We start from the raw sequence: 24,022 nt of genomic DNA on the forward strand, positions 1-24,022 counted from the left end.
CTGCGCCCTAGGCCGGTTCCACCGGAACCCCGGAAGGCTCGCCCCATTGCGGAACACGATCGTCCCCCAGCGCATAGCCGAACTGTTCCACCCAGGGACGCAGGCGATCGAACACGGGTTCAAGGTACTTTTCATAGCGATGCCAGCGACCTGCCGCGCGGGTATAGATCGGCTCGGTCACCTGCGAATAGCTGGCCGTGCGCACGATGCCGCGCGCACGTGCGGCCTCGCGATGGTCGAACGCCTCGCCCTGCCACGGCAGCCCTAGCCATTCGAACAAGGGGCCCAGTTCACGCCCCTGATCGGCCACCAGCCTCTCGTAGACGATCGTATGCACCGGCAGATCGAAAACCTCGCGAGCCTTGTTCCAGTAGGAAAAGGTCATGTCGTAGAGCCGCGCGGCGGTTTCCAGATCCAGGAAATTGCTCATCGCGTGGTTGGTGCGAAAGTTGGTGATGTAGCAGCTGAGCAGCACGTCGCAGGGGTGGCGCAGCGCCAGAATGAACTTTGCGTCCGGAAAGAGACGACGGATCACCGGCACCTTGTTCAGATGTAGCGGATGCTTGTCGATCACCATGGTATCGGGGCCGAGATCGCCCAGCGTCGCCACTTTCTCGAAATAGCGTGCGCGGGCCTGCGCGATGTCCCCGGCGCCGAGCCCCGCGAGCGCGTCCAGACCGCCCAGCTCGTTCTCGATGTCGAGGATGAAATGCTCCTCTTCCATGACCAGCGTTCCGGGAGCGGACATCAGCATGGTATCGAGCAGTGTCGTGCCCGACCTCGGGAACCCGAGCAGGATGACCGGCGACGGCCGCTCTTCCGGCGGTGACGGCGACCAGCTGGCAACCCAATCCGGTGTCAGCGTGCGTGCCCCCTGCTCCACCATGTCGCGGTACATCGTGGCCTTGGCAGCGGGATCGGACGGCTCGGCGAGATGCTGGCGGTTCATCTCGGTGAATTCCGCGAACGCCTCGTCGTACCGGCCCATGCGGTCGAGCAGAATACCGCGCAGCTGGTGCTTGCGGTTGGCGACGACAACATCGCCGGCAGCCTCGAGCGCGGCGAAAGCCTCCTCGACACGATCGGCACGCTTGAAACGCAGCGCATCGATGAACGAAAGCGTTGCCGCGTCACCGCCAGCGGCCTCCGCCCGTTCGCGCAACGGTTCGAGCTCGGCTTCCCGGTTCGTCCTTTCGTAAAGCGCGGCCAGTCCGACAAGCGAGGGCCATAGCGCCGGATCGATCGCCAGTGCCGCCTCGAAAGCCGGCTCCGCCGTCGCATAATCGTTACGCTTGGACGCCTCCTGCCCGTAGTCCGACAGTACTCCGGCATCCCCCGGCGCACGGCGCGCGGCTTCCGCCAGCATCTCGAACGAACGGTCATCAGCGCCGGCCCGACGATAGAACGTCGCGAGGGCCAGGACCGGTTCGACGTCGGCGGGATCTTCCCGTGCCGCGTCCTGCAGGACTTTCTCACCCTCCTCGAAGCGTTCCGCTTCCAGCAGCGCATTGCCCAGATTGACCCTGATCGGCGCGGCATCGGGCGCGAGCTTCAGGGCCTTCTCCAGCACCCTGGCCGCCTCGGCGTGCTCGTTGATCGCACTGAGCGCGTTTCCAAGGTTGTTCAGCAGGGCCCAGTCATCGGGAAACCGGGCCAGAACGATGCGATAGAGCCGCACAGCCCGTTCGAACTCTTCCGCCTCCTGCGCAAGGTGGCCGCCGAGGCGGGCCAGCCGCAAGTTGGGTTCCGCCCTGGCCGATGCATCATCGCAAAGAGCCAGTGCCGCGGCGGCCCGTCCGACATGGAACAGGGCTTCGGCAAGGTTGACACGGACCGTCATGTCCTGCGGACGGAGCCGGTGGGCAACCTCGAGATAGGTAATCGCGCGATCGAAACGGCGGCGATGCGATTCGACCGCCCCGGCCAGAGCGGCAAGAACAGGGTCGTCTCCGTGCGTCGCGAACGTGGTGGCGGCAAGGACGGCGGCTTCATCGAGCCGGCCCGCTCGTGCCATCATGGCGATCTGCTGGAGGGTTTGCTGCGGAGTTGGGGCTGCCATGCGCGATCCGGATATTCATCAGCGTCGGCATTGCACCGACCGTAAATAAGAAGGCGGCGGCCCTCCATGGGAAGACCGCCGCCCAGACTAGTCGCTTTCAGAAGCGATTAGAAGTTCATCGTCACACCGGTGAAGATGTAGCGACCGAGCGGATCGTAGGTGCCCGGATAGGTGTTGCCGTTGCAGAGGACGCTGGCACAAGCGCTCGACGACACCAGCGGCGGCTGCTTGTCGAAGAGGTTGGTCGCACCCAGACGCCACTGCAGGTGGTCGCCGATGTCGTAGGTCATCGTCAGGTCGAAGTAGTCCTGAGCGGCGATCTTGGAGTCGAGCGAGTTGGTGACACCAGCCTCATAGTCGACAGCCGAGATGTGACGCCACTGAACGGACGCACCGAAGCCGCCAGCCGTACGGAAGGTGGCACGGGCCTTGTGACGCCACGTCGGCAGCGGCGTGGCCGTGGAAGAACCACCGCAGGTCGGACCATAGACACCCGAGCAGTCGTAAGGCGTGCTCAGGCCGTCGTCGACGACGTAGCGGTCGAGCAGCGTTCCGACGAGGTTCAGCGACAGCGTGCCGGCCGAAGCGATTTCAGTCGACCAGTTGCCGGTGAACTCGAAACCACGGGTCTTCACGCCACCGACGTTGACCGGCGTATCGATCACGTAACCGTCCGAGCTCAGCCAGAGCGAGCCGGCAGCGTTACGCGTAACGAGAGCACAGGCCTGGAGGTTCTCGTCGTCGACGCACGAATTCAGGATGGCATCGGCGCCGTAGCCCTGAATCGCGTTCTTCACCTTGATGTCGAACCAGTCGACGCTGATCGTCAGCCTGGGGATCCAGCGCGGCTGGATAACGACACCGAGTGTCTTGGTGGTCGCCTTTTCCGGATTGAGATCCGGGTTACCACCGATCAGGCCGTTGTACTGTTCGGCCGGGTTGGCAGTGACCTTGCTGCCCAGCGGAATGCCCTGGGCAAGACAGCCCACGTCGGCAGCCGTGATGGTGAAGCCGCTGCAGGGGTCGCTCACGCCATCAAGCGCGACGATCTGCGGCGCGAACAGCTCCTGGATGTTCGGCACGCGAACCGCGCGGTTGTAGCCGGCACGGATGCGGATGTCTGACACCGGAGCGAAGTCCACACCGAGCTTGAAGGTATCGGTGTTGAACGTGCGGCCGTTCGAGATCTTGTAGTGCGAATAGCGATAGCCGCCGTTGAACGACAGGTTGTAGACCAGACCGTCCTGAATCAGCGGGATATCGATTTCGCCGAAGAACTCGGTGACCTTGTAGTTGCCGGCAGTGTCCTTGGTCGGTGCGCCCTGGCCGGTGAGGTCACCGGTGTTGAACGCATTGTCCGCCGTCAGTTCAAGAGCATCGCGGCGATATTCCGCACCGATCGCGATGTTGATGCCGTCCGATGCCAGCGGCGACTGGATACCGTACTCGCCGAGGAGGCCGGTGAAGGTCGCGCTGAACACCTGCTGCGAGGTCTGCCCCTTGATGATGCCGGTAGCACCCAGGTAGCCGATCTGGTCAGCCGTGATCGGATTGCCGCTGAAGATGTCGTAGGGCACGCAGTTCGGATCGGTTCCGTTGAGCGCGGCGCGGCAGATCGGGTTACCGCTGCCATCGGTCACGACATCGAGAGCGTTCCGCAGGCGGGCGACCGAGAACTCGTTCGAGTAGACCTGCGTGTAGTTGGTACGGCCGTACTGGTAGTAGGCGTCGTACGACCATGCCTTGCCCAGCTCGCCACGCGAACCGATGACGGTGCGGAACGAGGTGTGCTGGAGGTCCGAAACACGCGGACCGCCTTCCACGTTGCGACGCAGAAGCTGGAAGAACGCGGTGTTCGGGTTGGCCGGATCGGTGACGGTGGCCTGCACCGCGGGATCGAGGCCATCATAGAGCTTCTGCACCAGCGGGAAGGTGCCGAGATAGCCGACGACCATGTTGCGATCGGTGCAGATCGCGCTGCGCTGCGCATCCGACATCAGCGGGTTGTCGCAGTTGATGGTCAGCGTGTTGCCGAAGTCGCCCGACGGAGCGATCTGGGCCAGCGTCCGGTCGTCCATGAACATGAATTCCATGTACGGGTGGATCGCTTCGTTGATCTCGTAGTCGGCGAAAACGCCAGCGGTGTAACGCTCGTCAGGACGCTGGAAGTAGTTCAGCGGCGCATAGTTGTAGCGCTGGACAAGGCCACGGGTGAAAGTGCCCGCGCCGAGACCACCGATCGTCGACGTCGTACCGACACCGCCGCCGGCAATCGGCGTCGAGTCGTAATAGATGCCGGTGCCGATCTGGTTGGTCAGCGAACCGCCGCAGCTGAAAGCGCCCGACGCGCTGGCCGAGATCGTGCACGACGAGTAGTCGCGCTTGCTCTGCAGGACCGGGTTCGCCTTGCGGTAGCCGACGTAGGCGGTGGCATGGCCGCGACCGTCGTCGAACGACGTGCCGAACGCAGCGGTGATGTCGTACTGGCCGCCGTCCGTCACGTTGCCGGTCGGGTAATCGAAGCCCGAGAAGCCCGAGGCCTGACGCGCGTCAAGCAGCGGCGTGATGAAGTTGTTGCGGTTGTCGTGATTGTAGAAACCGTAGTTGGCGTCGATCTTGAAGCCTTCGAAATCGGTATCCATCACGAAGTTGACGACACCCGCGACAGCGTCCGCACCGTAGGTCGCCGAAGCACCGCCGGTCAGAACGTCGACGCGCTTCACGAGCGCGGCCGGGATGAAGTTGAGGTCGGCGGCCGACGTGGTGGTGTTCGGGTCACCGGTCATCAGGCGACGGCCATTGATCAGCACCAGAGTACGCGACGAACCAAGGCCGCGCAGGTTGACGGTGGCAGTACCGGTCGCGCCGTTGGCGAGCGACGAGCTCTGCGACGCAACGACCTGCGGCAGCGAGTTGAGAAGGTCTTCGGTGCGCGTCGTACCCGAAAGCGAGATGTCGTCCGACGTCATCGTCGTGATCGGCGCGATCGAGGTCTGGTTGGGCGCAACAATGCGCGTACCGGTAACGATGATCGCGTCGCCTGCACCTTCGTCAGAAGCTGCATCCTGCGCATATGCCGCACTGCTGAACAGAGCGAAGCCCAGCACCAAAGGCGCTGCACCCGCCTTGAGCGCGGTGAGTGTTTGATTTTTCACAAGCGTGTCCCTTTTTCTAAGGCGCGGTGTGACCCCTGCGCCTTGGATTTAATTCTAAGGCGCGGTGTGACCCCTGCCCCCTAGATTCCCCGACAATGCCCTAGCCCACAGGCTTGTGAAGCACTGCCGGTAGATGTCCTTTCATTGCGCAAAGAAGGAATTGGGCAAAGAGCTTTGGAGACGAAGCTGCAACATTCGCGAGCGCTTGTGACAAATGCGCAACAACCCCCGGCAAGCCCGACCATTTGCCCCGGAACCCATGGATTCAAAGGGGGAAAGATCATATTTTTTGTAAGCGATATTGAAGCAACATCGTTTCACCAAAGGCGGTATTGCACTTATATTACTGCATCGACCACCAAGATTGCAGAGCCGTGAGCGATCGCCCACGCGGCCATATTGGCAGTGCCCCGCACACAAAAATGTGCAATATTTCCCGCCCTTTTCCGCCACGCTACGCACTGACGCCTTGACGGAAGCCCGGCGAGACGCTTCCCCTGCCCTCGCTCCGGCTGGCTGCAACCGGATGCAATCCTGCGATTGTGACCCTGTTGAAGAATGGGTCGGCGAAGAAGGGGACACGTCTTGTACAAGGGCTTTCTGGCTGCGCTGACCGCAGCGCTCCTCGTATCGCAACCGTCCTTCGCGAAGGACGACTCCAGGCCGGACCTCTACCGAAAGCTGATGGATTGCCGGGCCATGTCGAACCCGGACGAACGCCTTGCCTGCTACGATGAGCAGACCGCCGCGCTCGACGAGGCAACGCAAAAGCGCGAAATCGTGATCTCCGACAAGAAGGCCATCGACACCGCCCGGCGTGGCCTGTTCGGCTTTGCCGCGCCAATCGGCAAGCTCATGGGCTTCGGCGGCAACGATGACGAAGACGACTCCGATGAAATCAAGGAAATCGAGACGAGCGTCTCCTCCGTGCGTCGCTCCGGCAGCGGCTGGCTCCTCAAGCTGGAGGATGGCAGCACCTGGGAACAGAACGATACGCGCGACTTCGTGCTGTCCCCCAAGGTCGGCAACACCGTCCGCATAAAGCGGGGCGTACTCGGCACCTACCTCGTGTCGGTGCAGGGACAGCGCTCGATCAAAATGCGACGAATCAACTGACCGCGCCGGCGCGACTCTCCCCCAATCGCGACACGATCCGGCGCGCCCGCCGAACGGCCACAAGACCTTTTGCCACACTGCAGCTGCCCGGGCTGATCCGGAGCGACAGCACGCGCCCCGAACGCCCTGCGGCGGCCACGTAAGAGTTTTTCAACGAACTATCGCCAAAAGCAATTTTCAGAGCTTGCCTCACGGTCGCGCGACTCAACGATTGCCGAATGCAGTCCGCCAATTCGCCAGCGCCCGCGACAAGGCCAGCCGGGGCTTTTTTTGGAGACTGTGACACGATTGTCACAAGTATCGCAGCAAAGATCTAAACGTAACGAAAACAGTTGAATGGTCGTTCATGCGGGGCAACAAACTGGAGCCATTGCAGCGACGCGCACACGGGGCGCGAGCCTGTGAACAATGAGCGCCCAGCAGGAATGGTCACGCACCCGCCGGCCGCTCAATATGCAACAAGGGACACATCACGTGAAAACTTCCATCAAAAAGGCTGCGCTGCGAAGCGCTACGTGCCTTACGTTCGCATCATTGGCGATAGGCTTTGCCACCTCGGCAAACGCACAAGATACGAAACAGCCGGCTCCCGACAACGACGCCTCGCCGTCGATTATTTCAGAGAATGTCCCGGTTCAGAGCGACGGTACCATAATCGTCACCGGCTCGCGTATCCGGCGCGATAATTTCAGCACGCCGGGACAAGTCAACATCATCACACGCGATGACGCCGTGCTGGCCGGAACGACTTCCACTGCCGATGTGTTGCAAAGCTCATCGGTGACATCGGGCACATCGCAGATCAATGGCTCCTTTCTCGGTTACGTATCCGAAGGTGGCCCCGCTGCCAGCACCGTCGGCCTCCGCGGCCTTTCATCCTCTCGTACGCTGGTTCTGCTGAATGGCCGTCGCCTCGCTCCGGCCGGCGTCGGCCCGCAACTGGTTGCCGCCGACCTCAACGTGCTGCCATCCGCGATCATTTCCCGCATCGAGGTTCTGCGCGAAGGTGCTTCGTCGGTCTACGGTTCGGACGCAATTGCAGGCGTCATCAACGTCATCACCGATCCGAAAGTCGAAGGCATCACCTTCGACGCCTACACTGATCAGCCAGTTCAGCACGGCGGTGGCGGGCGAACCTATCGCACCTCGGTCGCTGCCGGAAAGGTGTTCGACCGTGGCCACATTACCGCATCATTTGAATATCGCGAACGGACCGGAATGCGCGTGGGCGACCGCGGCATCTTCAGCTGCCCCCGCGACCTGTATTTCGACCCGACAACGGGCGACGAAGTCGGCGCAGTCGATCCCTCGACCGGTCAGCTCATGTGTTTTCCATACACCACCGGCGGCGGCTCCGGCATTGCCAGCGGTTACGGCATCTATTACAGCTTCAACACCGGCCAACAGGGTCGTATTACCTACGACGAAAACGGAAATACGCGCCTTGTCAATGGCTTGTTCCGCGTCGGCCCCAGCCCGGTACAGCTGAGGGACCATATAATTTCGCCTGTGCGCACCTACACCGGCTATCTTGACGGTTCCTATGAACTGGACATGCTCGGCGATGCGGAAATCTACACGGAGGCTCTTTTCACGCGTCGCGAATCCCACCAGGATTTCTCAGGTCAGATCAGCATCAACCCGTCTGTCCTCGATCCCAACATCGAGATCTATGGCGGCAGTTACGACGGCACGCCCTTGTCGGCCTATGGCTTCCCCGTCAGCCCCTTCTTCCCTACGGCACTGTCGGATCAGGGCATCAACTACTACACGCCTTTCCTTCTGCCCACGACGATGCGCACAAGTTCGCAGCGCGTCGACTTCCTGCGCTGGAACGGCGGGCTGCGCGGCAGCCTGGGCTTGGGCGACTGGCGATATGACGCGAACTTCCAGTATTCCCACACAAAGTCGCGATACGCTATTACTCAGACGACGCCCGAACGCCTGAGCAATGCCCTTGAAACCGTGCTGGCGCCTGCCGGAACCCCAGACGATCTAATCACCTATGCCCAGCCCTACCAGGCTGGAGCGGGGAACGGATATACCTGCGCTTCGAACGTCGATGGCTCTGGTAATTTCATCAGCGGTTCGAGCTGCGTTCCGCTCAACATGTACGACGTGAACATCTTGCTGAACGGCAACGTGCCGGCAAATGTCTACAACTACCTGTACAGGTCGGACGTCGGCCACACCAAGTTCGACCAGACCACAATCTCGCTCAACGTTGACGGTTCACTGTTCGAAATCCCGGGCGGAACTGTGCGTGCAGCCTTTGGTTACGAACATCGGCGCGACAAATTGAATGACACGCCGTCGATCGATGCTCAGAACGCCAATCTGTACAACTACAGCTCGGCCCAGATCACCAAGGGCTCGGACACCGTCGACGAAATCTACGGCGAAATCGGAATCCCGTTCCTAAGTGATCAGCCGTTCTTCAAGCTGTTGGAACTTGATGTCTCCGGGCGTTGGACACATTACAAGTCCTACGGTTCGGACTTCACGTACCACTTCAACGGCCAATGGGCCGTGAACGACTGGGTTCGCTTTCGTGGCAACTACGGCACCTCATTCCGCGCACCGAACCTCTATGAGCAGTTCGTTGCCGACCAGACCGGCTTCTACGGCGGCGACGTTGACCCCTGCTCGGCTTTCGGCACTGCCTATTCGCCGGGTGACACTGTCTACGACAACTGCCTGAGCGTGCTGCAGCCGATCTTGGGCAACAATGCGGTCAACTACATCGCAACCTCAGGGCCGATGGTGACGACGCGCGGCGGTGCCGGTCTCCTCAAGGCGGAAACATCCCGTTCGTGGGGCGGTGGCGTGGTCTTCACGGTCCCGACCGGGCCGTACGACTTCTCGCTGGCAGTCGACTACTGGAACGTCAAGGTGAAGGGAGAAGTCACTACGCTTGGTTCACTGATCCTGCGCCGCTGCTACGAGGCCGACGACTTCCCGAACAACCAGTATTGCGATCTGGTCGCCCCGCGTCGTCCGGCCGGCGACCCGCAGCAGGGCACGCTGGCCTCGTTCCTCAATCCTTACCTGAACGTATCCCAACAGGCTGCGTCGGGTATCGACTTTGACGTGCGCTTCGCAACGGACATCGCCGGTGGACGTTTCGTGGCCCGAGCCGAGGCAACACGCAACATACACCAGTACTACCAGCTCTTCGCAGAAGATGAGAAGATCGATTACAATGGCACGCTGGGTGTGCAAGGGTTCGGTGCTGGCCCGAAGTGGGTCGGCAACCTCGACCTGAAGTATATCTTCCCTGGCGACAAGTTCACTGTCCGCTATGGGATCACCTATGTGGGCAAGCAGGACTCGTCCTCGGACGGTGAAGGCATAGTTGCCCCCTACCTCGGCGCCGTCAATTATGACCTCGTCGCAGAGGAATACTGGGAACATGGCCTGTCGTTCCAGTGGAAGGTCGAGGATCTTGGCCAGATCACGATGGGCGTGAACAACCTGTTCAATGCCAAGCCGCCGATCATCTCATCGTGCCCGAGTTCGGTCTGCCAGTACACGCGCATCGGCAACCGCTTCAACTCGAGCAACTACAACCTTGTTGGTCGCTCATTCTTCCTGAACGTGACCCGCACGTTCAAGTAAGTTTGCTTCCGGGTGCGCCCGGGACAACGGCAGAATCGGGGGCAGGGCTCGAAGAGCCCTGCCCCCTTCTTGCATTTACCGCTCTTGCCCGCGATGAAGATGGCATGGCGCCATACCAAAGCTTTCCAAAACCCGAGATCGTTTCCCGGCTGCAAGCCGCCGCCGCACGCTTCATCAGTGAACCCGAAGCAGCATGCGCCGATATCAAAGCGCTGATACGGGACGAGCCTGATTTCCTTCCTGCACGTCGGGTTCTGGCAAGACTGCTGCGAAACCGTGGCCACACCTCGCAAGCTATGCTGGTCGAAGCGGAAGCGATAGCTCTTGGTATTCAGCGTCCTGGATTTGCATCCGCGCAAGAGGCCTTTCTGTCCGGCGACATAGCGAAGGCCGAGCCGCTCGTCCGAAACCACCTGAAGCAGGATCCGGAAGATCCCGCTGCAGCCATGATGCTCGGTGACATCGCGGCACAATGCCGGGCGCAACGGGAAGCCGAAAACCTCTACCGCAGGGCAATTCTTCTCGCCCCGACCTATGTCGAAGCGCGGATAGCCCTCGCCAAGTTGCAACGGGATACCGGGCGTTACATCGAAGCCTTGGATACCCTCGCACAGTCACTGAACATTCGGCCAGATCACCTTCCATCGCTTTCGCTCAAGGCGGCCATTCTGGTGCAACAACGCCGTTTCGAAAAGGCCGAAGCTGTATTCGGCGAACTTCATGACCACCATCCGCAAGACGCGCGCGGGTGGTGCAATCACGCCTTCCTGCTCAAGACAATCGGGCACCTCGGCGATGCAGTGACGGCCTACCGCCAGGCAATTGCCATAGACGCCGCCAATGGCCTGGCATGGTGGGGGCTTGCCAATCTCAAGACGGTGCACTTCAACGCCGACGACGTGGCAGCCATGCGCGACGCGCTCAACGGCGCGTCGGTTACCAGCGAACAGCGTGTCCACCTGTCTTATGCGTTGGGCAAGGCATTGGACGATCTGGGCGATTCGGCCGGCGCCTTTGCCGCCTATTCGCAAGGTGCGCGACAACGCCTGCTTGAAACGCCGCACGATCCACTCAAAAACGAGCAACACGTAAGCAAAGTGCTCGCAACATGCACGGCGGATTTTTTCGAGGCGCGCACCGGCGTCGGCCATCAGGCACGCGACCCGATCTTCATTGTAAGCCTGCCACGCTCGGGCTCGACTCTTGTTGAGCAAATTCTCGCCAGTCATCCGCTGATAGAGGGCACCGAGGAGTTGCACGATATCGAGCGCATCGCACTTGGACTTGCTCCGCAAGGCGGAACTGGCGGCTGGCTCGACGTCGTTCGCTTGCTCCCCCCCGAAAAGCTCCACGAACTTGGCGGACACTACATTGCCGCAACCCGCCGCTTTCGGGAAACCGAGCGGCCATTCTTTACGGACAAAATGCCCAGCAACTGGGTCTTTGCCGGGCTGATCCACCTTATCCTGCCAAACGCGAAAATCGTCGACATCCGGCGTCATCCGCTAGGCTGCGGCTTCGCGAACTTTTCGCAGCACTTCAATCAGGGCATCAATTTCTCATACGATCTTGAGCACATCGGCCGGTTCTATTCCGCCTACGTCCGGCAGATGGCGCATTTCGACAAAGTCCTGCCCGGCCGCATCCATCACCTCACCTACGAAGCGCTGGTCGAAGATACCGAAGCCGAAGTTCGCCGCCTGCTCGACTATCTCGAACTGCCGTTTGAACCTGCCTGCTTGCGCTTCTTCGAAAACAGGCGTGCAGTTCACACACCCAGCTCGGAACAAGTGCGCTCTCCGATTACCCGCGACGGCATGGAGCGCTGGCAGCGGTATGCCCCGTTTCTTGAGCCACTAAAGGAGGCACTCGGACCCGTGCTAACGCACTACCCCAAAGCGCCTCCTTCTTTCACCGACTGACGATGCTCACACCACGCTGATCACCAGCGCGCCGTCGCCCTCCTCGATCCGCACGGTCGAGCCGTCGGGCACTTCACCGGCGAGCAGCTTTTCGGCCAGCGGGTCCTGCAGATAGCGCTGAACCGCGCGCTTGAGCGGCCGCGCGCCGTAAACGGGATCGTAGCCCACCCGGCCCAGCCAGCGCTTCGCGGCGTCGGTAAGGTCGAGCACGATCTTGCGGTCCTTGAGCAGCTTCTGCACCCGGTCGACCTGAATATCGACGATCGGGCCCATGTGTTCCTGGCCAAGGCGGTGGAACAGCACGATCTCGTCCAGGCGGTTGAGGAACTCGGGGCGGAAGTGCGCCTTGACGACGTCCATCACCTGCGGCTCGACGCTCTCGACGGTCTGTCCTTCCTCCAGGCTCGTGAGGTACTGGCTGCCCAGGTTCGACGTCAGGATGATCAGGGTGTTGGTGAAGTCCACCACCCGGCCCTGCCCGTCGGTTAACCGGCCATCGTCGAGCACCTGCAGCAGCACGTTGAACACGTCGCTGTGCGCCTTTTCCACCTCGTCGAACAGCACGACCTGATAGGGCCGGCGCCGCACCGCTTCGGTGAGCACACCGCCTTCCTCGTAGCCGACATAGCCCGGAGGCGCGCCGATCAGACGGGCAACGGCGTGCTTCTCCATGAACTCGCTCATGTCGATGCGCACCATCGCGGTGTCGTCGTCGAACAGGAAGCCGGCGAGCGCCTTGGTCAGCTCGGTCTTGCCAACGCCCGTGGGGCCGAGGAACAGGAACGAGCCCAGCGGCCGGTTCGGGTCCTGCAGTCCGGCGCGAGCGCGCCGCACGGCCTTGGAGACGGCTTCCACCGCATCCTTCTGGCCGATCACGCGCTGGCCGAGGACTTCCTCCATCTTGAGCAGCTTCTCGCGCTCGCCCTCGAGCATCTTGTCGACGGGCACGCCGGTCCACTTGCTGACGACACCGGCGATGTCATCCTCGGTCACTTCCTCGCGCAGCATGGCGTTCTCGGATTGCGCCTGCGCTTCGGCAAGCTGCTTCTCGAGGTTCGGGATCGTGCCATAGGACAACTCGCCCGCACGGGCGAGATCGCCCGAACGCTGCGCCTGTTCCAGTTCGAGGCGCGCAGTGTCGAGCTGTTCCTTGATCTTGCCTTCGGCGGCGATCTTGTCGCGCTCGTTCTGCCAGCGGGTGGTCAGCTCGCTCGACTGCTGTTCGAGATTGGCAAGTTCCTCGCGCAAGGTGGCGAGACGGTCCTTCGACGCCTCGTCGCTTTCCTTGGCCAGAGCCGCTTCCTCGATCTTGAGCTGGATGATGCGGCGGTCGAGGCCTTCGATCTCCTCGGGCTTGCTTTCCACTTCCATGCGAATGCGGCTCGCGGCCTCGTCCATGAGGTCGATCGCCTTGTCAGGCAGGAAGCGGTTGGTGATGTAGCGGTTGGAAAGCGTCGCGGCGGCAACGATCGCGCCGTCGGTGATGCGCACCCCGTGGTGCACCTCGTACTTTTCCTTGAGCCCGCGCAGGATCGAGATCGTATCCTCCACGGTCGGCTCGTCGACGAAGACGGGCTGGAAGCGGCGCTGCAGGGCCGCGTCCTTCTCGACGTACTTCTGGTACTCGTCGAGCGTGGTCGCGCCGATGCAGTGCAGTTCGCCGCGCGCAAGGGCAGGCTTGAGCAGGTTGCCCGCGTCCATCGAACCTTCCGAAGCACCCGCGCCGATCAGCGTGTGCATCTCGTCGATGAACAGGATGATCTCGCCCTCGGCGCCCTTCACTTCGTCGAGCACGGCCTTGAGGCGTTCCTCGAACTCGCCGCGGTACTTGGCGCCCGCGATCAGCGCGCCCATGTCGAGCGCCATGAGCTGGCGGTCCTTGAGGCTGTCGGGCACGTCGCCATTAGCGATGCGCAGCGCGAGCCCTTCGGCAATGGCGGTCTTGCCGACGCCGGGATCGCCGATGAGGACGGGATTGTTCTTGGTGCGGCGGGCAAGGATCTGCACGGTGCGGCGGATTTCCTCGTCGCGGCCGATGACCGGGTCGAGCTTGCCGTCCTTCGCGGCCTGCGTGAGATCGCGCGCGTACTTCTTCATCGCGTCGTAGGCGTTCTCCGCCCCCGCGCTGTCGGCGGTGCGGCCGCCACGCAGTTCGGTGATCGCGGCTTCGAGCGCCTGCGCGGTGACGTTACCGGCCTTGAGCGCCTGCCCGGCCGGACTCGTGGTGGCGAGCACCAGCGCCAGCAGCAGCCGCTCGACCGTCACGAAGCTGTCGCCGGACTTGGTCGCGGCCTGCTCGGCAGCGTCGAGCACGCGCACGGCATCGTTGTCGAGACCGGGCGAGGCCTGCGCGCCGCTGCCCGAAACCGACGGCACCTTGGCCAGGGCCTTGTCCAGTTCCTGGGTGGTATAGGCGGGATTGCCGCCGGCGCGCGTGATCAACCCGGCGGCCATGCCTTCGGAATCATCGAGCAGCGCCTTGAGGATATGCTCGGGGCTGATGCGCTGATGGTTCAGACGGATCGCGACAGTCTGCGCGGCCTGAAGGAAACCCTTGGCGCGGTCGGTGAATTTTTCGAGATTCATGGTGTGTGATGCCTCCTGACCCCGACGATATAGTGTTGCATTTTTACAACACAAGAGCCTCTACCCACTATTTATGCCCGCTCTAGATGGGCGGTCTTTGACAGTGCGCAAGCATTTGCGCACGAAAAAGGGCAGCCCGCGAACGGACCGCCCTTTCAACGCCTTTTCAAGTGGTTCAGTGCGCGCCGATGGTGTCGGGGTGGCCGTCCGGATCACCCGAGACAGTGCCGTCCGCGGAAAAGCCGACCAGCAGCAGCCCCGCCAGGTGCGGCGTCGCCATCGAGGTGCCGCTGATGGTGTTGTAGCCGCCGTCCCGCCAGGTGGAGAGGATGCTCACGCCCGGCTCCGCATAGTCGATCGGCGGATTGCCGTAGTTCGAGAAGCTGGCCCATTTGTCGCCGTCGGAAAAGGCCGACACGGTATAGACATTGGGACCGTTGACACGCGCGGGCGAGTAGTCATTGGCATTGGCGCCCGAATTGCCCGCCGCGATCGCGAACTTCACGACCGAGGAGGCCGCAAGCACGGCGGCGTCGAGCGCATCGTCGGTCGGACCGCCCAGGCTCATGTTGGCCACGTCGCCCGCCTGCCCGTGCTGCCCGACCCAGTCGACACCCGCGATGACGCCTGCGTAGGAGCCGCTGCCGCGGCGGTTGAGCACCCGCACCGGAATGACGGTCGCCCCGGCGGCGACGCCGATCACGCCGATCGAATTGTTCTTTGCCGCGATCGTGCCCGACACGTGGGTGCCATGGCCATTGAGATCCTCTGTCAGCCCTTCCTCGCGCGTGACGAAGCCATTGCCCAGCGACGCATCGACAGTGAGGTCGGGGTGCGTGGAATCGATGCCCGTGTCGATGATCCACGCGCGCTTGCCCACGCCCGAAACACCACCGTTGACGCGCGCGATGCCCCAGGGCGTCTGCTGGCCGGTGCTGCCGCCACCGCCACTGCCTGGCTTGCCCTTCTGCGCCTCGATCGGCGGCGCCAGTTCGATCACGCGATCGGGTTCGCAATAGGCGATCGAGGGATTGCGAGCCTTCATCTGCGACGCGGCCTGCGCGCTCATGTTCGTCGAGAAGCCGTGGATGGTGTACCTGTAGAGATGCGTCACTTTCCCGCCAGCTGCGGCGGCGGCCCGGTGCGCCTCGGACTGCACGCCCCCCGTGTTCACCGCCTTCTTGTTGAAGACGCAGATGTACGAATTGGGAATGATGTCGCCGGACTTGGCCAAAGCCGGACCCGCAGCGACCAGGGCGGCCGTCGAGCACGCCAGCGTTGCCATGAGTTTGATTTTCATATGCCCTCCGCTTCGAAATAAAGGCGGCCATACGCCCCCCGCTTCCGCAGAGACTAGCACTCCGCCCCCCGTCGTCGAGGGTATGCCGGCCGGTTAGCCATACTATTTCGGGACACATCGCGGAATCGCAGTTATTCCCATGTTTTCATTGCATAAATGACCCGAAAAAAGCGCCATCCAGATGTATGAAATTGCGAGCAACCCTCTTGCTTCACCCTATATGTGTTCATTATTGAACATTCCCCGGCAGAGAACGACGAAAAGCGGCCGCGCCAGCCGTCGCCGAGTCCCTGTTGCCGCCTCGTCACCGTCGCGATGGCGGTAAATCAACGATGTCGTTCATCATGCCCTTGGCCCGGTTGCAGCCATCGCCTAGCGTGCCCGGGACAACCCACAACAACGGGAAGAGGTATCCAGACGTGGCGAAATTCACTCCCCAGCAGGCAGCGGACGTTCTTGCGATCAAGCAGGTCATCTACGAATGGGGCGACGAGCTGGACATCAACAACGGCCTCTCCATGCGCAAGGCGGACTGCCTGGCGGAGGACGTGCAATATTTCGTTGGCGGCGAATGGCGCGACGGGCTGGCGGCGGTCGAGGCCTTCTACAAGGGCCGCGCCGAAGCCATGACGGCCGGTCCCGGCCTGATGACGATGCGCCACATCATCACCTCGCTGCGCGTCTCGTTCGACGACGCCGATCATGCCAAGGTGGGCTACCTGCTGGTATTCTTCGCCACCGTGACGGACCTCGACAAGTACTGCGATCCACTGGCCGTGGCCGACGTGAAGATGGAATGCCGCCGCGACAACGACGGCGAATGGCGCATCAGCCGCTTCGACAGCGGGCAGATCTTCAAGCGGGGGTAATCCGGCGCCTGCTCAGTTCCCGCCAAGGATGCCCTTGAGCAGGCTTCCGGCCGGCTTGAGCGGATTGGCGCGCAGCTTCGTCTCCTCGTTGCCGATGTAGCGGAAGATGCCGTCGAGCGCCTGCCCGGTGACGGAATCGCCCAGCTTGTCGTGCGTGATTCCGGCTTTCGCGAGCACGTTCGACCGGCGCGTGAGGCTGTCGAGTTGCCCATAGGCGCCGACCTGCGCGAGACCATCGTCGACCAGCGGGCGCAGCTTGCCCCTGAGCTCGTCTCCGGCGCTGCGCCGCAGGTACTGGGTCGCCCCGTCGTTCTGGGTGGCGATGCCGGGGACATCGGCCAGCGACAGCCGCGAGATCGCCGAACGGAAGATCGGCTTGGCCTCTCCCGCGGCGACGCCTGCGGCATCGTTGAGCCGCCGCACCAGGTTGTCGGTGAGGCCCAGCTTGCTGCCGGTATCGAGCACTTTGCCGAACACGCCGCCGAGCCCACCACCCAGGCCGCCCACCAGCGGAAGGCCGATGCGGATGTCCGGATCGTTGTAGAAAGCGCCGGGCTCGGCCAGCTTGTCCAGCGAACTGTCGGACGCGCGACCGAGCAGGTCGACGAACGCGCCTCCGATCCCCGCGGCCCGCGCGGCTCCGGGCCAGGTGGCAGCGATCGCGCCGCCGGCCAGCGTCGCCAGCATGACCGCAACGGCATCGCGCCGCCCCATACGATCCTCAAAGCCCGCCATCACACTATCTCCTTTGAAAGTCGGGTGAAGTTTGCACGCCGATGCGCCTCACCGCAACCCGAAGCCGCACTGTTCAGCTTGCGGCAGGAACAGTCTTTGCTAGACCTCGTGCATGCGCATTGCCCCCGTTTCGAGCCTCACCGCTCTCGCCGCCGCCCTTCTCCTCGCCGCCGGTTCCGCCGCGCCCGGCACCGTCGCATTCGCGAAGACACCCGCCCCTGCCGCGCAGGCTTCCGCCACGGCCCCGGCAGCGCTGCAGGATCTCGTCTCGAAGGTCGACATTCCCTACGAGAAGTTCATCCTGCCCAACGGGTTGACGACCATCGTTCACACGGATCGCAAGGCGCCGATCGTCGCGGTCACGCTCTACTACGAGGTCGGCTCGAAGAACGAGCCGCGCGGCCGCACCGGCTTTGCGCACCTCTACGAACACCTGTTCTTCGGTGGCTCGGCCAACGTGCCCAATTTCGACATTCCGCTGGAGGCCGCGGGATCGACGCCGACCAACGGCTCGACCTGGTACGACCGCACCAACTACGTCGAGACCGTGCCCACCGGCGCGCTCGATCTGGCGCTGTTCATGGAAAGCGACCGCATGGGCCACCTGCTGCCCGCGGTCACGCAGGACAAGCTCGACAAGCAGCGCGGCGTCGTCCAGAACGAGAAGCGGCAGGGCGACAACCAGCCCTATGGCCTCTACGACTATTTCCAGGCCGACGGGCTCCTCCCGATCGGCCATCCCTATCGCCATTCCACCATCGGCTCGATGGCCGATCTCGACGCCGCGACGCTGACGGACGTGCGCACGTGGTTCACCGATCACTACGGCCCCAACAACGTCGTCCTCGTGCTCTCGGGCGACATCGATGCCGGCACCGCCCGTCCCAAGGTGGAAAAGTGGTTCGGCGGCATCCCACGCGGCCCCGCCATCGAGCCGGTCAAGGCCGGCCCGGTCACCCTGCCCGCCCCGGTCTCGCGCGACATTACCGATCAGGTCCCCGTGCTGCGCCTGACCCGCAACTGGACCGCCCCCGGCCTCAACGATCCCGATACGCCCGCGCTCAGGATCGGCATGCATATCCTGGGCGGCCTTGCCAGCTCGCGGTTGGACAACCAGCTGGTGCGCGGCAAGGAACTGGCCGTTTCGGTCACCGCCTACGACCAGGTCTTCCAGCAGCTCGGCTTCCTGACCATGTCGATGGACGTGAAGCCGGGCGTCGCACGCGCCGAAGCCGAGGCCGCCTTCGACAAGGTACTGGCCGACTACCTGCGCGAGGGCCCCACCGAGGATGAAGTGCGGCGCGCCGTCACCGCCCTGCTCTCGGGCGAGATCGGCGGGCTCGAACGCGTCGGCGGCTTCTCCGGCAAGGGTGCGACACTGGCCGAGGGTCAGGTCTATTCGGGCGATCCCGCGCACTACAAGAAAGACCTTGCCGCCATGGCCGCGCTGACGCCGGCCAGCATCAGGGCCGCGCTCGGCAAGTGGCTCTCGCGCCCGGTCTACGCGCTCAATGTCGTGCCGGGTCCGCGCACCGACAGCGGCGATGCCCTGGGCGGCTGGGGCGACGAGGCCGATCACCCGGCCCCGCCAGCCGATCCGCACGCCATGGCCCCGCCGCTGCCCCCCGCCCCCGAGCGCACGGCCCCGCCGGTCCAGCCCGTCGCGGCGCTGAAGTTCCCGGCAATCGAGCATGCCACGCTGGCCAACGGCATTCCCGTAACGCTCGCCCGCCGCACCGCCGTGCCGAAACTGGTCATGGCGATCGATTTCGACGCCGGCTATGCGGCCGACGCGCTCGATACGCCCGGCACGCAGGGGCTGATGCTGGCCATGCTCGAAGAGGGCACGACGACGCGCAGCGCCACGCAGATCGCCGAAGAGCAGGAACGGCTGGGCGCCAATATCGGCACCGACGGTTCGCTCGACACCAGCACCGTCACGCTGAGCGCGCTTTCGGACAACCTCGCCCCGTCGCTGGCGCTGACCGCCGACCTGATCCTCCACCCCGCCTTCGCCGAAAGCGATTTCACGCGGCTCAAGGCACAGGCCCAGGCCGAACTGGCGCAGACGCTTTCCTCGCCCAAGGCGCTGGCGGCACGCACGCTGGAGGCCGAGGTCTATGGCACGCATCCCTATGCCCAGCCGCTCGACGGCCTCGGCAACGCGCAATCGCTGGCCGCGCTGACGCCGGCCGACATGCGGGCCGCGCACGACAAGTGGCTGCGTCCCGATCTCGCCCGCATCACCGTGGTCGGCGACGTGACCATGGAACAGCTCAAGCCGATGCTGGAAAAGGCATTCGGCCAGTGGAAGGCCCCGGTAAGCGCACCTCCCGTCAAGCCGGTCGACGCGGCGACACCGGCGGCCAGCGCGCGCATCGTCCTGATCGACCGTCCCAACTCGCCGCAGTCGGTGATCCTGGCCGGACGCGTTCTGCCGCTCACCGGCCAGACGCCGGACGAGGAGCCGCTGACGCTCGCCAACGACGTGATCGGCGGCGATTTCCTCTCGCGCCTCAATCTGGACATCCGCGAGGACAAGGGCTGGAGCTACGGCGTGAACACCAGCGTCAGCCAGCCCACGGGCCCGCGCCTGCTGCAGGTCTCCGCGCCCGTCCAGGCAGACCGTACCGGCGCCGCGATCAAGGCGATCGTCGCGGACATGTCCGCCCTGCCCGCCAGCAAGCCGATCACCGCCGAGGAACTCCAGCGCGTGACCGAGGGCGCGATCCGCGCCCTGCCCAACCAGTTCGAAACGAACGCCTCGGTGCTCTATGCCATCCGCAAGAACGACCGGCTCGGCCGCCCCGAAAACTACTACGAAAAGCTCGCCGGCACCTACCGCGCGATCGGCGCCGACCGGATCGGCGAGGCCGCGCGCGAATACCTGCAGCCCGAGGGTCTCACGTTCGTTGTCGTGGGAGATCGCAAGGTCGTCGAACCCCAGTTGCAGGATCTCGGCCTGCCGATAGAAGTGCGCGAGGCCCCGAAGGGCCCGGAAGAGGAGTGAACCGCATGACCATCGCCGGAAGCTACGACTGCGTCACCAAGACCCCGATGGGCCCCCAGAAGGGCGTACTGACAATCGTCCCGGGCGAAGGCGGCGCCTTCTCCGGGGACATCACCGGCGACCTCGGATCGATGGAGATCAAGGGCGGCACGATCACCGGGAACACGCTGACCTGGCAGATGAAGATGACCATGCCGATGCCGATCGAACTCGACTGCACCGCCACGATCGAAGGCGATGCCCTGACCGGCAAGGTCAAGGCGGGCATGTTCGGGACGATGGATCTGGCGGGTACGCGCAAGATGTAGTTCCGCCCCGTTCAACGGCCCGGAGCCCCCAATAAATCTCCACATCGTAGTGGCTTGCTCCCGACGTTCGGCAAGAATAAGAATGCCGGCGCGACGACTCTGCTCCCTGCATGGAAGTACAGGCTTCGCATTTGGGAGGGGGGAGATAACGCTTGGGGCAGGCCCGCATCCGGGCTGCGCTTGTCGCAGCATTCCTTGGCGCGCAGTCCACGGCCTTGCCGGCACAGGACATGGAAACAGATGCAGGTACGGACACCACCGCCTGCGAACTGCATGTCTGGCCCGCCGACGGCCTGCGCTCGACCTATCATGGCTGGTTTCACGGAGGCATCGTGGATGGCGCCGTGGAAGGTCGCGAGGGGTACCGAAAGCTGCCGGGCATTCCGTTGGACACGCCCCATCAGGTGGAACTGTTGCGCGCTTCGCCCCTGGCCGAAGCGCTTGCCCTGCCCGGATACCGCACGCTCGTGCATGAGCAGGCCCTCGACAGCAACACCGCAAGGCACACGCCGGGCCGCCTGATCGCGGACGCGCCCTCGTGCTATGCCGAACTGGTGGTCGACGACGTGTTCTTCCAGGAAGACATCGTCAACGGCAAGTTCCTGAAAATCCTGTTCCGCTACCGCTCGTTCGATGGCGATGCGCTGACGCGCCGTTTCGGGACCTACACGCAGGTCCCGCTTACGGCTTTCCCGCCCGCGACCCCGGATGCCGTCGTGGCCGCATCGAGCGACATCGACCAGGCATACGAACGCTCGCTGACAGAGTTCGGAACCGCGCTCCAATCGCCTCCGAAGCAGAAGAAGAAAAAATGAAAATGACGTCCTCGTTCGTGGGAGAACATATGAAAGCCTGTCGTTTTATTCTGGCCGCGTCGGCCATTGCCCTGCTGCCGGCCATTCCGGCTTTTGCGCAGGATGAAGGCACAACGGTGGAAACCCCTGCCGCCGCCGAACAGGCCGCCGAAGACGCGGTCGAAACAACCGAAGATGCCGTCGCGACAACGGAAGACATTGTCGAGACCACCGAAGACGCCGTTGAGGCAACCGAGGAAGCCGGGCAAGCCGAGACGCAACCTACCCGGATTTCCCCGGCCGAGCCTGCCGACGGGTGCGAATTGCACATCTGGCCGGCGGAACGCATGAACTCGATGACGTCCGGATTGCTTGGCGGCGGCCTGATCGACGCCGCGCTTCACGCGGGCACCGATGCCAACAACAAGACGCTGCTTGCCAGCGCTCTCGACAGCCCCAGCCAGCTCGACGCCCTGACCTCGCTCGACCTGCGCACGGACCTCGGGCTCACCCCGGGCACGACCTACGTGCTTCACCAGCAGCCGCTCGAACGCAAGACGATGAACAGCGTCAAGACGCGCCGCTCCGATTCAACCGCGACCTGTTATTCCGAACTCATCGTCGCCGATGTCTTCTATCAAAAGGCGATGATCTACGGCCGTTCGCTCAGGACCCTCTTCATGGTCCGCGAGTTCGGAGACGACCAGAAGATCGACTACCAGTACAAGGCCTGGGGCGGCAACGGCCTCAAGCTCTTCCCGCCCAAGGAGGGTGAGGACGCAATTGCCGCGCTCGATGAACTGGTCACCGTGTTCCAGGGCAACTTCGAGGAATTCGCCAAGAACGAACGCACGGCGAAAGCCCGCGCCGGCAAGTAAGGCCTTGCCGAACACCGGCGGCACTGCCCATGGCAGCGCCGCCGGTTTAGTACATCAGTCCAGCTTGCCCTTCAGGATCTCGTTCACGACCTGAGGGTTGCCCTTGCCCTTCATGGCCTTCATCGTCTGGCCGACGAAGAAGCCGAAGAGCTGGACCTTGCCGGCCTTGTACTGCTCGACCTTGTCGGCATTGGCGGCGAGGACCTTGTCGACTTCGGCCTCGATCGCGCCGGTGTCGGATTCCTGCTTGAGGCCTTCGCGCTCGACGATCGTGCCGGCATCGTCGCCGGTTTCGAGCATGATCTCGAGCACCTGCTTGGCCGCCGAACCGGAAATCGTGCCCTTGGCGATCAGCGCCAGAAGTTCACCGCCCTTTTCGGGGGTTACCGGCGATTCCTCAAGGCTGGTGCCCAGCTTGTTGAGCGCGCCGAACAGTTCGGAGATCAGCCAGTTGGCCGCCTGCTTGGCGACCTCCGCAGGCTGCTTGCCCGAGGCCTTGGCAGTCTCCGCCAGCAACAGTTCGAACCAGCGCGCGGTCTCGACATCGGCCGTCAGAACGCCCGCGTTGTAGGCAGACAGCTCCAGATCGGTCTCGTAACGGTGACGCTTGGCATCGGGCAGCTCGGGCAACGAATTGCGGCATTCCTCGAGGAAGGCATCGTCGAGTTCGAGCGGCAGCAGGTCGGGATCGGGGAAGTAGCGGTAATCGTGCGCATCTTCCTTCGAGCGCATCGAGCGCGTGGTGCCGGTGCCCGGATCGAACAGGCGGGTTTCCTGAACGATCTTGCCGCCACCTTCCAGAACATCGACCTGGCGGTTCGCCTCGTGCTCGATCGCCTGCATGACGAAGCGCACCGAGTTGACGTTCTTGGTCTCGGTACGGGTGCCGAACGGTTCGCCCGGGCGGCGCACCGAGACGTTGACGTCGGCGCGCATCGAGCCCTGGTCCATGTTGCCGTCGCACGAGCCGACATAGCGCAGGATCGTCCGCAGCTTCGACAGGTAAGCCCCCGCTTCGGCGGGAGAACGCATGTCCGGGCGGCTGACGATTTCCATCAGCGCCACGCCAGAGCGGTTGAGGTCGACATAGGACATCGTCGGGTGCTGGTCGTGCATAAGCTTGCCCGCGTCCTGCTCGACGTGGATGCGCTCGATGCCGATGGTCTTGGTCGAGCCCTCGGGGTCCTTCTCGTCGAGCACGATCTCGATCGAGCCCTCGCCCACCAGCGGGTGGTAGAGCTGGCTGATCTGGTAGCCCTGCGGCAAGTCCGCGTAGAAGTAGTTCTTGCGGTCGAAGCGCGACCACTTGTTGATCTGCGCATCGATGGCGATGCCGGTGCGCACCGCCTGACGGATGCACTCGCGGTTCGGTACCGGCAGCATGCCCGGCATCGCCGCATCGACCAGCGACACCTGCGAATTCGGCTCCGCACCGAACGCGGTGGCCGAGCCGGAAAACAGCTTGGAGTTGGACGTGACCTGCGCGTGGACCTCAAGGCCGATCACGACCTCCCAGTCACCGGTTGCGCCCTGGATGCGATAATCTGACATAAGACTTTCGAAAACACTCTTGTTTGTTGCCGCGCTCTACCGCGTGACGGATGTTCCGGAAAGGGGCAAGCCCAAAATGAGGGCTGGTTAACGCACCTGCCCACCTTTATAAAACCCCATA

General features: G+C 63.3%; 14 protein-coding genes. 8 read left to right on the forward strand and 6 right to left on the reverse strand.

The annotated features are described in order from the left end of the window. Window positions 1–7 precede the first annotated feature (7 nt). Both NZK81_RS08925 and NZK81_RS08930 read right to left on the reverse strand, forming a co-directional pair. A complete protein-coding gene (locus tag NZK81_RS08925; protein ID WP_260045780.1) occupies window positions 8–2,059 on the reverse strand; it encodes a tetratricopeptide repeat-containing sulfotransferase family protein in 2,052 nt (683 codons plus the stop codon). A 107-nt stretch (window positions 2,060–2,166) separates the two neighbouring features. Next, complete coding sequence (locus tag NZK81_RS08930) at window positions 2,167–5,214, reverse strand: TonB-dependent receptor domain-containing protein (protein WP_260045781.1); 3,048 nt, start codon at window positions 5,212–5,214, stop codon at window positions 2,167–2,169. A 585-nt stretch (window positions 5,215–5,799) separates the two neighbouring features. On the opposite strand from NZK81_RS08930, the gene NZK81_RS08935 reads away from it, so the two are divergent. From NZK81_RS08935 to NZK81_RS08945, 3 genes are all read left to right on the forward strand, one after another. Beyond that, on the forward strand, window positions 5,800–6,330 hold the full coding sequence (locus NZK81_RS08935) for a hypothetical protein (protein WP_260045782.1): 531 nt from the start codon (window positions 5,800–5,802) through the stop codon (window positions 6,328–6,330). Between the two features lie 408 nt (window positions 6,331–6,738). Further along, window positions 6,739–9,948, forward strand: a complete 3,210-nt coding sequence (locus NZK81_RS08940; RefSeq protein ID WP_260045783.1) for a TonB-dependent receptor domain-containing protein — start codon at window positions 6,739–6,741, stop codon at window positions 9,946–9,948. Between the two features lie 104 nt (window positions 9,949–10,052). Beyond that, window positions 10,053–11,870 carry a tetratricopeptide repeat-containing sulfotransferase family protein gene (locus NZK81_RS08945; protein ID WP_260045784.1) on the forward strand — a complete coding sequence of 606 codons (1,818 nt, stop codon included), beginning with the start codon at window positions 10,053–10,055 and terminating at the stop codon, window positions 11,868–11,870. A gap of 6 nt (window positions 11,871–11,876) precedes the next feature. Here NZK81_RS08945 and clpB read toward each other — a convergent pair whose 3' ends face one another. Together clpB and NZK81_RS08955 are read right to left on the reverse strand one after the other, a co-directional pair. After that, entirely contained in the window at window positions 11,877–14,456 is a 2,580-nt protein-coding gene (gene clpB / locus NZK81_RS08950; protein ID WP_260045785.1) for an ATP-dependent chaperone ClpB, read from the reverse strand. A 175-nt stretch (window positions 14,457–14,631) separates the two neighbouring features. Further along, window positions 14,632–15,756 (reverse strand): S8 family serine peptidase, encoded by a 1,125-nt coding sequence (locus NZK81_RS08955; protein ID WP_260045786.1) that lies wholly within the window; start codon window positions 15,754–15,756, stop codon window positions 14,632–14,634. A 419-nt stretch (window positions 15,757–16,175) separates the two neighbouring features. Here NZK81_RS08955 and NZK81_RS08960 point away from each other — a divergent pair, with 419 nt between their 5' ends. Further along, window positions 16,176–16,625, forward strand: coding sequence for a nuclear transport factor 2 family protein (locus tag NZK81_RS08960; protein ID WP_260045787.1), 450 nt, complete (start codon window positions 16,176–16,178; stop codon window positions 16,623–16,625). A 12-nt stretch (window positions 16,626–16,637) separates the two neighbouring features. On the opposite strand, the gene NZK81_RS08965 is transcribed toward NZK81_RS08960, so the two are convergent. After that, window positions 16,638–17,360 carry a DUF4197 domain-containing protein gene (locus NZK81_RS08965; protein WP_260045788.1) on the reverse strand — a complete coding sequence of 241 codons (723 nt, stop codon included), beginning with the start codon at window positions 17,358–17,360 and terminating at the stop codon, window positions 16,638–16,640. 112 nt (window positions 17,361–17,472) lie between these two features. Between NZK81_RS08965 and NZK81_RS08970 the strand changes: the two genes are divergently transcribed. The 4 genes from NZK81_RS08970 (at window position 17,473) to NZK81_RS08985 (ending at window position 22,350) form a co-directional block, all read left to right on the forward strand. Beyond that, entirely contained in the window at window positions 17,473–20,370 is a 2,898-nt protein-coding gene (locus NZK81_RS08970; RefSeq protein ID WP_260045789.1) for a M16 family metallopeptidase, read from the forward strand. A gap of 5 nt (window positions 20,371–20,375) precedes the next feature. After that, a complete protein-coding gene (locus NZK81_RS08975; protein ID WP_260045790.1) occupies window positions 20,376–20,678 on the forward strand; it encodes a hypothetical protein in 303 nt (100 codons plus the stop codon). 230 nt (window positions 20,679–20,908) lie between these two features. Continuing rightward, the gene (locus NZK81_RS08980; RefSeq protein ID WP_260045791.1) at window positions 20,909–21,493 is read left to right on the forward strand and encodes a hypothetical protein; all 585 of its coding nucleotides are present in this window, start codon (window positions 20,909–20,911) and stop codon (window positions 21,491–21,493) included. Between the two features lie 29 nt (window positions 21,494–21,522). Further along, window positions 21,523–22,350 (forward strand): hypothetical protein, encoded by an 828-nt coding sequence (locus tag NZK81_RS08985; RefSeq protein ID WP_260045792.1) that lies wholly within the window; start codon window positions 21,523–21,525, stop codon window positions 22,348–22,350. A gap of 54 nt (window positions 22,351–22,404) precedes the next feature. Here NZK81_RS08985 and gatB read toward each other — a convergent pair whose 3' ends face one another. Beyond that, complete coding sequence (gene gatB / locus NZK81_RS08990; RefSeq protein ID WP_260045793.1) at window positions 22,405–23,901, reverse strand: Asp-tRNA(Asn)/Glu-tRNA(Gln) amidotransferase subunit GatB; 1,497 nt, start codon at window positions 23,899–23,901, stop codon at window positions 22,405–22,407. Between the last annotated feature and the right edge of the window lie 121 nt (window positions 23,902–24,022).

Origin of the sequence: Novosphingobium mangrovisedimenti (assembly GCF_025153475.1) — a bacterium.
GTDB lineage: Bacteria > Pseudomonadota > Alphaproteobacteria > Sphingomonadales > Sphingomonadaceae > Novosphingobium > Novosphingobium mangrovi_A.

Bases quoted from the DNA above. Each gene is read 5' to 3' on its own strand.
- NZK81_RS08925 (WP_260045780.1), bottom strand. From the start codon at position 2,059: ATGGCAGCCCCAACTCCGCAGCAAACCCTCCAGCAGATCGCCATGATG.
- NZK81_RS08940 (WP_260045783.1), top strand. From the start codon at position 6,739: ATGAGCGCCCAGCAGGAATGGTCACGCACCCGCCGGCCGCTCAATATG.
- NZK81_RS08945 (WP_260045784.1), top strand. From the start codon at position 10,053: ATGGCGCCATACCAAAGCTTTCCAAAACCCGAGATCGTTTCCCGGCTG.
- clpB (WP_260045785.1), bottom strand. From the start codon at position 14,456: ATGAATCTCGAAAAATTCACCGACCGCGCCAAGGGTTTCCTTCAGGCC.
- NZK81_RS08955 (WP_260045786.1), bottom strand. From the start codon at position 15,756: ATGAAAATCAAACTCATGGCAACGCTGGCGTGCTCGACGGCCGCCCTG.
- NZK81_RS08965 (WP_260045788.1), bottom strand. From the start codon at position 17,360: ATGGCGGGCTTTGAGGATCGTATGGGGCGGCGCGATGCCGTTGCGGTC.
- NZK81_RS08970 (WP_260045789.1), top strand. From the start codon at position 17,473: ATGCGCATTGCCCCCGTTTCGAGCCTCACCGCTCTCGCCGCCGCCCTT.
- NZK81_RS08975 (WP_260045790.1), top strand. From the start codon at position 20,376: ATGACCATCGCCGGAAGCTACGACTGCGTCACCAAGACCCCGATGGGC.
- NZK81_RS08980 (WP_260045791.1), top strand. From the start codon at position 20,909: ATGGAAACAGATGCAGGTACGGACACCACCGCCTGCGAACTGCATGTC.
- NZK81_RS08985 (WP_260045792.1), top strand. From the start codon at position 21,523: ATGAAAGCCTGTCGTTTTATTCTGGCCGCGTCGGCCATTGCCCTGCTG.
- gatB (WP_260045793.1), bottom strand. From the start codon at position 23,901: ATGTCAGATTATCGCATCCAGGGCGCAACCGGTGACTGGGAGGTCGTG.